This window comes from Saccharothrix longispora, assembly GCF_030852425.1.
Classification (GTDB): Bacteria; Actinomycetota; Actinomycetes; order Mycobacteriales; family Pseudonocardiaceae; genus Actinosynnema; species Actinosynnema longispora.
Window position 1 is genome coordinate 1 of the sequence record NZ_NSDM01000028.1, and the last position, 13,261, is coordinate 13,261.

Below are 13,261 nucleotides of genomic sequence, written 5' to 3' on the forward strand. Positions count from 1 at the left end.
TCACCAGCGCGTCTCGCCCGCGAAATACCGGGCCGCCTTGCGCAGGATGTCGCGCTCCTCCTCGAGCTCGCGAATCCGCTTGCGCGGCGCGGCGTTCTCGTCCTCCGGTGAACCCGACGACGACGCGGCCGCGGGAGCGGCGGCGGTGTGGGTTCCGGTGCGTCGGCCGTCGTCGAGCCGGATCCAGTTGCGCAGCGTCTCGTGGTTGACCCCGAGGTCGTCGGCCACCGACTTGATCGTCGCGCCGGGTCGGGACCGGTAGAGCGCGACCGCCTCGGCCCGGAACTCCGGCGGGTAGTGCTTCATCACCATCTGAACGGGACTCCTGTCCACCCGGATCGCCAGGACCCAAGTGTGTCCGGTGTCCAACATCCAGGGGCAAGTCCCACTCTTCTTTGCGCGTGTCCTGTGTGTCTCCGTAACGTCGTGCCGGATGCGCGCGATGACACGGAGGAGTTGCGCAGCTCTCCCATTGTGATTGCCGGTTCCGCGTTGCGCGGTGAACTGGAAGGAGATCGCTGTGCGCAAATCCAGTGCCAGATCCACCCTCGGAGCGGTGGTGAGCGTGGTTGTGGCGGCTTCGTGGTCGCTGGTGGGTGTGCCCGCCGCACACGCCACGACGACCTGTGACGGGCTGCCCGCCACCATCGTGGGCTCCGCGAGCGGCGAGACCCTCACCGGTACGAACGGTGACGACGTGATCGTCGGCTTGGGCGGGGACGACACCATCGTCGGGTTGGCGGGCAACGACCGGGTCTGCGCCGGGGACGGTGACGACACCGTCTACGGCGAGTTCGTCGTGGTACCCGACGTCCTCCCCGGCCTGCCCGCCCCCGGCCCGCTGGAGAACCTCTCCGACCGCGTGTTCGGCGAGGCCGGCGACGACGTGCTGGTCGGCAACTCCGGGACCGGTGTCATCAGCGTCTCGGCGGCCTACGTCGCCGACAACGACCACATCGACGGCGGACCGGGTTCGGACGTCATCTCCGGCGGGTTCCTCGACGTGACGATCACCGCCGTCTCCGGGGGGATCGTCGGTCTCAACGACACCCTCATCGGCGGCGACGACCCCGACACCATCTACGGCTACGGCAGGACCATCACCGTGGGGACGGGCGCGGGTCTGGCCGGAGCGGTGTTGATCGGCAACCTCAACGACACCATCTCCGGAGGCGGTGGCGGCGACACCATCTACGGCGACGCGCAGACCGCGACCCTGGGCGTCAGCGCGCCGGTGACCGCCGAGACCTCCAACGACACCATCACCGGCGGCGAGGGCAACGACACCATCTACGGCGACTACGAGACCTTGAACTCCCTCTCGGGCGCGAAGGCGGTCACCAGCGGCCACCGCGACACCATCGACGCCGGACCGGGCGACGACGTGCTCTACGGCGACGCCAAGAACGGGAACGCGAACTTCATCAGCCTGGTCGTCGGCAACATCGACAGCGTCAACGGCGGGATCGGCACCGACACGGCCGACGCCGGCCCGAGCCTGGACACGTGCACCAACGTCGAGAACAAGGTCAACTGCGAGCTGTGACCGCGGCGACGACCGCGGCGGTGGGCACGTGCTCACCGCCGCGGTGAACGCCGGGTGAAGGTCGAGATCAGCTCGCGGAGCGCGAGCAGCCGGCAGCGGTAACCCTCGCGGGCGAAGCCGGGTGCAATCCGCGGCGGTTCGGGATGTGTGGAAGGCCGGATACGGTCTCCGTGATCAGTGCGGCCCGGCCAATCGGCACTATGACTGGTGTGTTGTGACTGATTCGTGCTCTGCGGCGCGATTTGTTCGCCGAGTGCCGCTCGAGGTCGTTGTCAACGACCGGGAACGCAAGCCTATCGGGTGAGGACTCTCCCGTGGTTCGACGCGATGATGTTGCCGCGGTGGTGGTCGCGGGATGGGCGTATCTTTGCAGTCGCTGCAAACGTTTCAGTGATGGGCCACAGGGTTCTCCGGTTGGCGGGTGCGTCGTGGAGCTGGGCGGGTGAGGTTGCGCCAGATGCTTGCCGGGAGCGTCGGGGCGGGGTCACGGGGTGGGATCCAGGATGGGGGCGGGGTTCGGCCGAGGTCGTCGAGGATGTGTTCGGCGCATTCGATGGCGCTGTCGGCGGCGAGTTCGGTGCCCACGCCTCTGCCGCCCGCGCCGCAGCCGGCCAGGTAGAGGCCGTCGACGGGGGTGGTGACGGGTGGGCGGTGTTTGCCGACCTGTCGTGGGGTTTGGCCGGTAGAGATGGCTGGGCCGTACTGCTTGCCGATCCAGTGTTCCATCCATCTGGTGGTGGTGCGGTCGACGAAGAGGATGTGGTCGTCGATGCCGGGCACGATCCGTCGTACGGCTTTCATCAGTGCGTCGTTCCCATGCGCGCGGTGACGCGGACAGTTCGACATCCGTTGTGGGGGCGGGAATGCACACGGTCAACAGTTGATGCCCAGGGGTGCGAGCGAGGCGTCGAAGTTGGTCGGAACGGTGCAGTGGAGCGGGATGACGTCTGGTATGTCCCCCCTTGTGAGGGAGCCCATCATCGAGGTGGGCATCGTGGCGTCGGCGCGTAGCGGGTCGATGGAGTCGCTGACGGCGCCGACGAGACAGCCGGCGTCGACGAGCTTCCTGCTCAGTCCGATTTTCGCCTGGATGGCGATCATGGAACCGGTGATGCCCTTGGCGTGGTCGACGAAGGCAGGTGGCAGCGTGGCGGGATCGCACAGTTGTAGCGCGGTGGTGCGCACGCTGGAGGTGGAGACCACGATGTCGGCGTCCAGTCGGGTGCCGTCGAGCAGTTCGACACCGTGGACGCGTCCGTCGTGGATGAGGATTCGTTTGACCCCTGTGCCGGTGCGGACGTCGGCGCCCAGTTCCTCGGCGATGCGGCAGTAGGTGGTCGGTACCGCTTTCGAGCCGCCTTGGGCGTAGGACAGGCTGTTGTCCAGCAGTCCCCGCCGAAAGCAGTGCAGGGCTTCTCCTGCGGAGACGTCGCGAGGCGACAGGACGAAGCCGAGTCCTGCGAGGAAGTAGAACGCGTTGGCGATCGTGGGGTCGTTGGTGTGGCGCCTGACGAAGTCCTCCAGATCGCGGTACGGCCAGGCGTCGGTGAACCTGTCGTCAGCGGTGACGGCGCGCGTCAGGAGCCGCATCGCGTGGCGACGGCCCGAGGGGACAGTCGGCATTCCCGGATGGCCCGGAGTGCGAAGGGCGGCATGCGCCATGCCGAAGCCGGAACGGTGAGCGATCGGTGGCCGGGGCGTGGTCCGGCCCACCGGAGTTCGAAGACGTCGGGTGGCGTCGGAACTCGATGGCGGCAGGGCGTTTCACCCGCTTCAGGACCTGCCCGAGCGGGCCGCGTTCCCCGCGGGGAAAGAGATGCGTGCCGAAGTCGATCTGGAAGCCGTGTTTTTCATAGCTGGCACAGGAACCGCCGAGGTAGCGGTTCTTCTCCAGCAGGGTCACTCGGAGCCCGGCGTGCGCCAGCAACGCGGCCGATGCAGAACCGCCGATGCCCGCTCCGACCACAATCACATGGGGCTTGGTCACCGCGAGACGGTAACGCACAAGGGGTGCTACATGGGCGAAGAAGCCGCCGCCGCGCACGTCGGTGCCGGAGCCTGCCTACGGACGGATCGACGCGATGCCGCAGGAGGATCTGAGCGTGCCACGCAAGCAGATGCACACCACGATCCGGATCCACCACCGGCTGGCGTGCAGGGATTCTGCGACGGTTGTCGTGTGTTGCTGCTTGGTCGACGACGCCACCAGGACAAGGTGCTCATCGCCGATGAATGCCGTCCGGGATGTCCTGTCGATCGCCGACTCGACTGGGATCTCGACTACCTCGGACTGGTGTTGAGGACGTCATCACTGGTGTCCGACGAGCGCTTGCCCACGGGATGCCGCTGCCGCGGCAGTGCGTCACCGCGGCGCAGGCGGCGTTGGTACGGCGACTGGCCGGATGTCGGGGAACTCGGCTGGCGTGGTCATGGCTGAGCTGGGAGGCGTCAGTGGCGGGAGTCGGGTTGGGTGTGAGGGGACGGCCGTTGGTGTTCGGAGGAAGTGAGGGCGGCGCCATGGCGGCGTTGGCGTCGGCCGTACTCGGTGATGGCCTGCCACAGGTCGCGTCGGTCGACGTCGGGCCAGTGGTCGGGGGTGAAGTAGAGCTCGGCGTAGGCGGTGTGCCAGGGCAGGAAGTTGGAGGTGCGCTGTTCGTCGCCGGTGCGCCACAGCAGGTCGACGTCGGGCATGTCGGGGTGGGGCAGGTGGCGGGCGAAGTCGTCCGGGCCGATGAGGCGGGGGTCGACGTCGCCGACCCGGGCTGCTTGGGCGAGTGCGGCGGCGGTGCGGGTGATCTCGTCGCGGCCGCCGTAGTCGAGGCAGATGGTCAGTGTCAGTCCGGTGCGGTCGCGGGTGCGGTGCTCTTCGCGCTCGAGGGCGTGGACGAGGTCCTCGGGCAGTCTGTCCGGGCGGCCGGACCAGCGCTGGCGCACGTTCAGATCACGCAGGGGGCCGTGGTCGAGTTCGTGTTGGACCGTTTGGAAGATCGTGGTGACTTCGTCTGTGTCGCGTTTCCAGTTCTCGGTGGAGAACGTGTAGAGGGTCAGGTGCCGCAGGCCGATCTCCAGGGCGCCGTAGACCATCTCGTGCGCGGCGGCGGTGCCGACACGGTGGCCTTCTTGGCGGCCCAGGCCGCGCTGTTGGGCCCAGCGGCCGTTGCCGTCCATGATGATCGCCACGTGCTCGGGCATCTTGTCGGCGGCGATGTGCGGGGGTCGGGCACCGTCGCGGTGCGGTGGCGGGGGCCGCAGCCCGGCGTCCTCGGCCGCCGGGCCAGGACCGCTCGTCTTCACCACCACCGCCGCGGCAGGCCGGACCGCGGGCACGGTCAGCGGCGTCAGGCTCCAAGCCACGGCGGAGCGGAGGCGGGCGGGGAGCAGCACACGGGCGCGGGCCGCGACGGACGGGCGCGGCGGGCGTGCGAGCAGGGTGGGGCCGGCCGCGTCGACGGCGTCGAGTTGCAGGCGCATCAGCCCGGCCGCCGTGTCGAGCACGATGGCGGCGCCGGGGTGCATCCCCCTGGTCATGGCGGGCCTGGTCAGCCATCGGCGGCCCAGAACGGTCATCTCAGCGATCAGGGCCGCCACGGCCGGACTCCAGCGGCGTCGGATCAGGTCCTCCTCCGCGCCGGGGAAGGGCTCCATGGCTTCCCGTGGCAGGAGCAGGTGGCCTTGGGCGAGGTCGGTGCTCAGGTCGGTGAGGGTGTCGGTGAGTTGGGCGCCGTCGACGAAGTGCCGGTAGTCGGCCTGCCGGTCCAACCGCAGCGTCATCGGCGCGCCGGCCTGGTCGAACAGGTGCCGCACCTGCTCGACCCAGGGCGCCACTTCCCGGCTGCACCAGGCCCGCCACTGGGCCCAGTCGGCGAAGCGCAGACCGCGGGCGTCCTCCCGCGTCGTGGCCATCGCGCCCCGCAGGTCGGACAGGTCCAGACGCCACCGCGCCGCCGTGTCCACCAGGGCGTGCCGGATCGGATCGGTGCTCGCGCCCACCGCCAGGTCGTGCTCCAGAGCCTTGGTCCACGACTCGACGTCGGCCGCGCGCCGGGCCGGTTCCACCCCTGGTCGGTCCGCCAGGTCGTCCAGGGCGCTGGCGGCCGCCCACAGCGCCCAGCACGCCGGGCGCAACACGGCCGGCATGAGCTGGACGAGGGCGTGGATGGCGGGGTCGTGCGCTCGTGTGGTGCGGCGGCACAGCGCGTACGCCGCCCGTAAGAGCGGATCCTCGCCCACCACTGCACGGCCGGTGGCCCGGCCCCGCCGCGCGGGCCTGACGTCGTCGAAGGGTGCCGGGGTGGGCTGGGCGTGGGGGTGTGTGCGCATCGGGGGACCGGGACCTCAGGGTGTTGTCGTGTCGGATGCCGGCCCCAACGACGAGGGCGCGGCGGTTCGACGTGGCGGGGTGAGGAAGGAGTCGCTTCCCGGCTCGGGGGCGAGGGTCTGCGCGGTGGCGGGCAGTGTGCTGCGGGTGCTGCGGCGGAAACCCATCAGGGCGATCAGGGCCGCCACCGCGAACCAGGTGAGCTGGATGGCCAGGTGGCCCGGGACCGGGTTGGTGGAGAACCCCGCCGCCGTGCCGGCCTGCATGGCGCCGTAGGAGGGCAGGAAGCGCACGATCGGGTTGTCGGCCCCGGAGCTCACGATCGGGTTCTGCAGGGCGAGGTCGATGATGCTGGTCATCACGATGGCGAACATCCCCTCGACCTCCCGGCGCAGTACCGAGCCGAAGCCGACCCCGAGAGCGCCGTAGGTGAGCCCGGCGCAGAACAGCGCGGCGGCGAGCAGCAGCGGCTGCCGGGGTGTCCACGCCAGGCAGGTGACCGCGGTGGCGTAGGCGGCGACCGCCGCCGAGACCAGGGCCAGCGCGGTGACCTTGGCCAGCACGAGGTGGGTGCGGGGGTAGCCGGCCATCGCCAGTCGGCGGTCGAAGCGGCTGCCGGAGAACGTGGCGGCGAACATCATGAAACCGGTGATGAGGGTGACGGCGTTGAGCGCCCCGCTGATCTCGGTCAACTCGTTCCCAGGCGGCGCCAGCGTCTCCCCGGTAACGCGCAGCCGCAGGGGCGCCGGGGTGTCGGGCATCGCCAGGTAGGCCAGGGTCGTCCACAGGGGGATGAACAGGACCACGAGGAGCGTGGCGAACCGGTTGCGGCCATGCTCGACCAGCGCGAACCGGGTGGCCGTGGCGAACCAGGATAAATGGGCCCTCACGCCGACGCCGCCTCGTCGCGACGGAGCACACCGTCGTCCAGGCGCCACAACTCGTCCAACCGCTCGGTGTCGTAGGCCAGGTGGGAGACCACCAGCACCGAACGCCCCGCATCGCGCAACCGCGCGGCCAGGTCCCAGAACCGCTGGTAGGTGTCCCAGTCGAACCCCTGGTACGGCTCGTCCAGCAACAGCACCCGCGGATCGTGCATCAGTGCCAGCGTCACGTTCAACTTCTGCCGCGTCCCACCACTGAGCACCCCGACCCGCTCGTCGACGTACCCGGCGAAGTCCAACACGTCCATGATCTCTTCGGCGTACCGCAGATCGGGCAGGCGATAAGCCTTCCGGAAGAACTCCAGGTGCTGCCGCACGGTCAGCGCGTCGTTGAGGACCACGTGCTGCGGGCAGTACCCGAACGCGCCAGTGTGGTGGACCGTGCCGCGCGTGGGCCGCAGCTCACCGGACAGGATCTTCAGCAAAGTCGACTTGCCCGCACCGTTCTCCCCGACCACCCCGCACAACGCGCCCGGACGAAGCCGCAGGTCCACGCCCCGTAGGACGGCACGCCGGCGGTAGGCATGACGCACACCTCTGACCTCCATGCTTGTTCCCCCGTGCACCCGGATCTACCGTGACCGGATCGCCCAACGATCATGGCGCGGGAAGGGTACGGATCTTCACCCTAACGGGTCACTTTCAGCGGGTGGTTGGTCTCGCAAGTCGTTGATCGCGCAATGGGGGACAGGCTCGAGCGTCGGTGCGAGGCCTGATGAAAGGTGAGCATCCAAGGGCGAAGACGACACCCGGCGTGACGCGTACAGACGACGCAATGCCCCAGACCCGCCCGACGGAATAATCGACCGCCTCTCTGTGACAAGCACAAAATGGCTGGTAAGGCACGGGCGACTCGCGCAACGACACCCGCTCCAAGAGCGTGGTGGCCGAACGACCGACACATCCGGTGGAGCATGGACTGACACCCTGCCCTGCCCCGACGCCTTGGGAATCGGCGGGCAGGATCCGGTGGACCGGAACGGTGCAACCCGACCGCGCCGCCCTATTCCGAGCCCGCAGCGTCCGCACGGCACGCACGGAGACGTGGGACGGAACTCCCCAGGTTCCGATACCTGGGTCCTGTGCCGCTCGAAAAGTCATCGCTGCTGGTCAAGCGGCATGTCTGTACTCGTTGATGAGGTCGCCGAGGATGCGGGTGCGGTGCAGTCTGTGGGGGGCGAGGTCATGTACTGCGGCGGAGTGTTGCTGGGCGTCGGGTGGTAGTTGGTGGCGGCCCTGGTGGGGTCGGTGTCGGTTGTAGTGGTTTTCGTAGGTCTTGAGGACCTGGCGTGCGTGGGCTTCTCCCAGGATCAGGGTGTGGTCGAGGAGTTCGCGTCGGAGGGGGCCGATGGCCCGTTCAGGGTGGGTGTTCATCCGCGGTGCCTGTGGTGCGCTCTTGATGATGCGTAGGTCGTCGGCGTGGAAGACGATGTCGAACGCGTGGTTGTACTTGCCGTCGCGGTCACGGAGCAGAGGCGCAGGGGCGCCATCCGGTGTCCGGGGTCGGCGGTGAGGAACTCGCGCCATGTCGGGCCGCGGCGCGTGGTACCGGGTCGATGCCCGCATCGTGCAGGATCTGCCAGACCGTCGAGTGGGCGATGTGATGGCCGAGTCGGGCCAATTCACCCTGGATGCGCTGATGACCCCACCGGGGGTTCTCCCCGGCGAGTCGCAGCACGAGTGACTTGATCGCCGCTCGTGTCGGTGGGCGGCCGGTACGTCGGCGCGCGGAGTGGTCCCACTTACGGGTTACGGATCTGCGATGCCAGGCGAGCAGGGTGCCCGGCGTGACCGGGAAGATTTCCGGCCAACGTCGACGATCTACCAACCCGGACAGGGCGGCGAACCAGAACCGGTCCGCGGGCTCGTAGCGGACCGGACCCGTGGGTTGCCGCTGAAGGACCGCGTTCTCGTGGCGCAGCACGAGTAGTGCGGCGTCCTTGGCCGCCTCGCTGCGCAGCACCGTCGACGGCACGGACAGCGGTCGACGGGTCACCTTGCACAGCAGGGACACGATCACCCGGACATGCTCTCAAGACGGTGAAGCCCTGGCTCTACCAGCGGCGATGACTTTCCGAGCGGCACAGGTGATGCGAAACCGGTTCCACGCTGCCGCAAGCCGGGGGCGTCGCCTGGGAGGTTCCGCAGGTGGCCGGGTACCCGCGGGAATTCGAACGGCTCGGAGCGGACAGCCTCCGGGGGATCAGCCGCCGATCACGCCGATCGCGATGCCGATCATCGCGGTGTTGTAGATGAACGAGAGCACGCCGTGCGCGAGGACCCGCAGCCGGATGCCGGAGGTGCGGGACTCGACATCGGAGACGGCGAACGTGGTGCCGACGGTGAACGAGAAGTACGCGAAGTCGATGAACGTCGGGTGCTCGGTGCCGGGGAACACCAACGGCTTCTCGGGCAGGGCGCCGTAGTAGGCCTGCGCGTAGCGGTCGGCGTAGCCGAAGTGCAGGATCGCCCACGCCAGCAGCACGGCGGGCACACCCGCGGCCTTGCCGATCGCCGCCGCCGGGGTGCCCTCTTCGATGAGCACGATGGTCAGGCCGGACATGATCCCGATGATACTGGTGAACAGGGTGAACAGGGTGCCGCTGCGACGGCCCAGCGCGCTCTTGACCCACGCGCCCCGGTCGTTGCCCGCCCGCTTGGCGCGACCGAGGCGGATGACGCGGATCGCGAGGTAGACGACGGCGACGAGGTCCCACAACGCGATCCATCTGCTGTCGTGCACCTCCGCCAAGAAGATGGGGACGCCGAGCAGGACGAGCGTGCCCTCGATGATCCGGGACAGCACGGTTGACGGGCTGAAGCGCATGGCCTTCCTTCGTCGGAACGGCAGGGGTGGTTGTCGTCGCCCACCTCGTCCGGATGACGGCGGTCATTCCGTGGAGGGGACGACGTGGGGAGGAGTTGCACCGCACGCGGCCGAAGCGCGTGCGCACCGGGCAGTGGCATGGTCGAGTTCGACGCGGTGCCACCGTCCGTGGTCGGGTGGGACGAGCGCCAGGCGGCCGGTGGGCCGGCGCGGTGCGGGAGGTGATCAGCGGGCAGGGACGTCCCGGACCGGGACCGCGGTGAAGGCGTCGGCCGGGGCGTGGGCGTCGAGGAGCCGTGCGAACTTCCGCGCGCCGGCCGGCCACGGGTTCGTGACGGGACCGTCGGAGTCGAGCTTGAACCAGGACCGGACGCCGCCGGGCCACACGGTGCGTGCCAGCGCGGCGTCCAGTCGGCGCCGATAAGCCGCCATCGCCGCCGGGGTCACCGCGGTGGGCGCACCGAGCCGCGCGTTGAGCTCCAGGCACCTCATGATGTAACGGACCTGGTGTTCCTTCATCGACGGGTTGCTGTTGGTCGGGGTGAAGCTGTGCGGTCCGGCGATCAGGTACATCGACGGGAACCCGGGTACGGCGAGCCCGAAGAACGCCTCCGGACGACCTCGCTCCGCCCAGTGCGCGTGCAGGTCGACGCCGTTCCGGCCCCGGACGGTGATGCCGCTGAAGAACTCCGGAGCGCGGAACCCGGTGGCCCACACGATCACGTCGGCATGGCGGTGCGTGCCCGTGACCGTCCGGATGCCGTCGCCGGTGACCCGGTCGACGGGATCGGTGACCAGTTCGACGTGGGGCAGGGTCAGCGCCGGGTAGAACCGGCTGTCCACCAGGATGCGCTTCTCGCCGATGCGGTAGTCCGGGGTGAGCTTGTCGCGCAGCGCCCGATCGGGGACCTGCCGTCGCAGGTGGGCGAGGGCGAGCCACCGGGCGGGACGGGCCGACCAGCCTTCGCGCGTGATGGGGGCCAGCAGCAGGTCGGCCCCGAGGTACAGGCCCGCCCGGTAGAGCCGGTGCAGACCCGGCAGGTGGGCCAACGCCCACCGGCTCACCGGGCCGAACCGGTCGGCGGGTTTGGGCAGGACCCAGGGCGGCGTGCGCTGGTACAGCGTGACCGTCGTCGCGGTGCGCGCCAGTTCCGGAACCATCTGCGCCGCCGACGACCCCGTTCCGACGACCGCGACGTGCCCGGTCAGGTCGGCGTCGTGGTCCCACCGCGCCGAGTGGAACGCCCGACCGGTGAAGCTGTGCGCGCCGGGGAGGTCGGGAACGGCGGGCCGGTGCAGTTGGCCCACAGCCCACACCACCGCGTCGGCGTGGAGGAGCTGCCCGTCCGCCGTGGTCAGCGTCCAGGTCCCGTCCGCGTCGACGTAGGTCGCCGACGTGACGGAGGTGTTGCTGCGCAGGTGCCGGCGCAGTCCGTTCCGGTCGGCGACGGCGCGCATGTAGCCGAGGATCGATCCCTGGTCGGGGAAGCGCACCTCGGCGTCGCGGTAGGGGTCGAAGCCGAACGAGTACAGGTGGGACGGGACGTCGCAGGCCGAGCCGGGGTAGGTGTTCTCCCGCCACACCCCGCCTACGTCGTCACCCTCCTCCAGGATGACGAAGTCGTCGATCCCCGCTGCTCGCAGCGCCGCCCCCATGGTCAGCCCGCCGAATCCGGCGCCCACCACCACGATCCTGTGCCTCGACATGGTCAGCCCGGATCTTCCTGTCGTCGAATCGGGTTCCGCGCGGTCGTCCGCGGAGCCGACGTGGCGATTCCGCGCGTGCCCGCCGGTTCGCCGTCGTCCGGTGACGAATACTCGTCCACCCGGGTGATCCGACTGCGCGAACCTGCTCGGAAATGCACGACTTCCGGCACGAAGGGGCAATGCCGGGTGGGCCGCTGTCCGGGGGTGTTGGTCGACGCCGGCCCACCGGGCGTGGCGGTGGAGCCGGCACGGGAGTCCCGGAGCCGGTCTTGAGGGAGCTCTGAAGCCGGTCTTGAGATGGCCTGAAGACGGCTCTTCCACACTTCTGCCCGACAGCGGGGCGAGGACCGGGAGAGGTTGCCGTGGAAGCGACGAGGAGAGCCCGCGAGGTGGTGCGGGAACGAGTGCGGGTGCTGGTGCACTCGGCGGACCCGTTGAGCGCGGTCGGGCTGGCCGGCGTGCTGCGGTCCAGGCCGGAGTTCGCCGTTCTCGTCCCGGGCTACGGGATGGACGGCGGGATGGACGGCGGGATGGACGGCGGGACGGGGGTGGACGACCGCGGGGTGGACGTGGTGGTGCTGGCCGCGGACCGGTTGGGCACCCGCGAGCTGGCCGTGCTGAGACGGGTGGCGGCCACCACGGGGGCACCCGTGGTCCTGGTGGCCGACGGGGTCGAGCCGTCCCAGCTGCTCGCCGTCGTGGCGCAGCACGTGGTGGCGGTGTTGCCGAGGCCTGCCGCGGCGGGCCGGCAGTTGGTGCAGGCCGTGCACGCCGCGGCGAACGGCGCCGGGGTGCTGTCCCCGCTCCTGCTCGGCGAACTGCTCAAGGATCTCCAACGCCTCCAGCGCGAGGTCCAGATCGCTCACGGCCTCGGCACGGGCGACCTGTCCTCCCGCGAGGTCGAGGTGCTGCGCCTGCTGGCCGAAGGGCTCGACACCAGCGACATCGCCGGCTTCCTCAACTACTCCGAACGCACCGTCAAGAACGTCATCCACGTCCTCACCACCCGGCTCAACCTGCGCAACCGCCCCCACGCCGTCGCCTACGCCCTGCGCGCCGGGATCATCTGACCGCCCGAGGCGCCACTGGCACGGGCCCGGACCGGTCCCGTGCGCGCCACGGCGGCACGCGAACCCGCTGCCCGCACCCGGAGCGACGCGGCGACGACCAGTACGAGGAGCATGAGATGTCCGAGGCCGCCGCGGTGGGTTTCTCCAGCCGCTGCTTCAGCCCCGCCGACTACCGCCTGGCGGTGCTGGCCAACCAGGCGCACGGCGGCGACGCGCTGGAGATCGGCTGCGACGACGCGGGGCTGCTGCCCTACCTGGAGGGCGAGCTGCCGCTGTTGGACCTGGACGGCTTCGAGCGGGTCACCGTGCAGGCGCCCCGGTTCACCGACGACGACGAGCGGGTGACCGCCGAGCGGCTGGGCTCGCTGGACCTGCCGCTGGTCGTGCACGCCGACCGGGTGCGCGACGTCGACGCGTGGCGCGGGCCGGGCCGTCGGGTCATGGTGGGGAACACCGGTGGGCCGGACCGCTTCGGCAGCGCGGCGGAACACCTGGACGGGATCTTCCGGGCCCTGCCGGAGGCCGGCTTCTGCCTGGACGTCGCGCACGCGTTCACCGCCGGTGGACCGGACCTGGTCGAGCGCTTCGCCCGGCGCTTCGGCGACCGGCTGGAGCAGTTGCACGTCGGCCGCCCTGACGTGCCCCGACGCCCTGACGCGCCCCGACGTCCCGGCGGGTCGCTGCCCGACGATCCGACACTGGTCGGGATCGCGCTGGGGGCGCTGGGCCGGCAGGTGCCGGTGATCATCCGACGCCCCGTGCCCACGGCGTGGACGCAGGAGCTGTCCCGCACCGTCCGGGTGCTGCGGGAGGTCGTCGTGGGCTTCCCCGCGGCGGTGCCGGTGTGAG

At 70.1% G+C, this 13,261-nt stretch carries 14 protein-coding genes; 3 read left to right on the plus strand and 11 right to left on the minus strand.

Going from position 1 to position 13,261, the window contains the following annotated elements; genetic code table 11:
* Entirely contained in the window at positions 1 to 546 is a 546-nt protein-coding gene (locus tag CKY47_RS35190) for a transposase (protein ID WP_306750714.1), read from the minus strand.
* A gap of 10 nt (positions 547 to 556) precedes the next feature.
* On the opposite strand from CKY47_RS35190, the gene CKY47_RS35195 reads away from it, so the two are divergent.
* Positions 557 to 1,546, plus strand: a complete 990-nt coding sequence (locus CKY47_RS35195; RefSeq protein ID WP_306750715.1) for a calcium-binding protein — start codon at positions 557 to 559, stop codon at positions 1,544 to 1,546.
* A gap of 387 nt (positions 1,547 to 1,933) precedes the next feature.
* Here CKY47_RS35195 and CKY47_RS35200 read toward each other — a convergent pair whose 3' ends face one another.
* From CKY47_RS35200 to CKY47_RS35240, 10 genes are all read right to left on the minus strand, one after another.
* The gene (locus CKY47_RS35200; protein ID WP_306750716.1) at positions 1,934 to 2,347 is read right to left on the minus strand and encodes a hypothetical protein; all 414 of its coding nucleotides are present in this window, start codon (positions 2,345 to 2,347) and stop codon (positions 1,934 to 1,936) included.
* 72 nt (positions 2,348 to 2,419) lie between these two features.
* Complete coding sequence (locus CKY47_RS35205) at positions 2,420 to 3,136, minus strand: phytoene desaturase family protein (protein WP_306750717.1); 717 nt, start codon at positions 3,134 to 3,136, stop codon at positions 2,420 to 2,422.
* Positions 3,105 to 3,533, minus strand: a complete 429-nt coding sequence (locus CKY47_RS35210) for an FAD-dependent oxidoreductase (protein ID WP_306750718.1) — start codon at positions 3,531 to 3,533, stop codon at positions 3,105 to 3,107. Before CKY47_RS35210 ends, CKY47_RS35205 begins: the two co-directional genes overlap by 32 nt.
* A 461-nt stretch (positions 3,534 to 3,994) precedes the next feature.
* Positions 3,995 to 5,776, minus strand: coding sequence for a polyprenyl diphosphate synthase (gene uppS / locus CKY47_RS35215; RefSeq protein ID WP_306750719.1), 1,782 nt, complete (start codon positions 5,774 to 5,776; stop codon positions 3,995 to 3,997).
* Between the two features lie 105 nt (positions 5,777 to 5,881).
* Entirely contained in the window at positions 5,882 to 6,754 is an 873-nt protein-coding gene (locus CKY47_RS35220; RefSeq protein WP_306750720.1) for an ABC transporter permease, read from the minus strand.
* Positions 6,751 to 7,356: an ATP-binding cassette domain-containing protein gene (locus CKY47_RS35225; protein ID WP_306750721.1), complete on the minus strand. Its 606-nt coding sequence runs from the start codon at positions 7,354 to 7,356 to the stop codon at positions 6,751 to 6,753. Before CKY47_RS35225 ends, CKY47_RS35220 begins: the two co-directional genes overlap by 4 nt.
* 562 nt (positions 7,357 to 7,918) lie before the next feature.
* Positions 7,919 to 8,374, minus strand: coding sequence for an integrase core domain-containing protein (locus CKY47_RS37140; protein WP_371320791.1), 456 nt, complete (start codon positions 8,372 to 8,374; stop codon positions 7,919 to 7,921).
* Positions 8,271 to 8,828, minus strand: a complete 558-nt coding sequence (locus tag CKY47_RS35230; protein WP_306750722.1) for a hypothetical protein — start codon at positions 8,826 to 8,828, stop codon at positions 8,271 to 8,273. The genes CKY47_RS37140 and CKY47_RS35230 overlap by 104 nt, the downstream gene beginning before the upstream one ends.
* Before the next feature lie 183 nt (positions 8,829 to 9,011).
* Positions 9,012 to 9,635 carry a DUF1345 domain-containing protein gene (locus CKY47_RS35235; protein ID WP_306750723.1) on the minus strand — a complete coding sequence of 208 codons (624 nt, stop codon included), beginning with the start codon at positions 9,633 to 9,635 and terminating at the stop codon, positions 9,012 to 9,014.
* 225 nt (positions 9,636 to 9,860) lie between these two features.
* Complete coding sequence (locus CKY47_RS35240; RefSeq protein WP_306750724.1) at positions 9,861 to 11,342, minus strand: flavin-containing monooxygenase; 1,482 nt, start codon at positions 11,340 to 11,342, stop codon at positions 9,861 to 9,863.
* Between the two features lie 389 nt (positions 11,343 to 11,731).
* Between CKY47_RS35240 and CKY47_RS35245 the strand changes: the two genes are divergently transcribed.
* A complete protein-coding gene (locus CKY47_RS35245) occupies positions 11,732 to 12,412 on the plus strand; it encodes a helix-turn-helix transcriptional regulator (protein WP_306750725.1) in 681 nt (226 codons plus the stop codon).
* Between the two features lie 116 nt (positions 12,413 to 12,528).
* Positions 12,529 to 13,260, plus strand: a complete 732-nt coding sequence (locus CKY47_RS35250; protein ID WP_306750726.1) for an IolE/MocC family protein — start codon at positions 12,529 to 12,531, stop codon at positions 13,258 to 13,260.
* The last annotated feature ends 1 nt before the right edge of the window (position 13,261 follow it).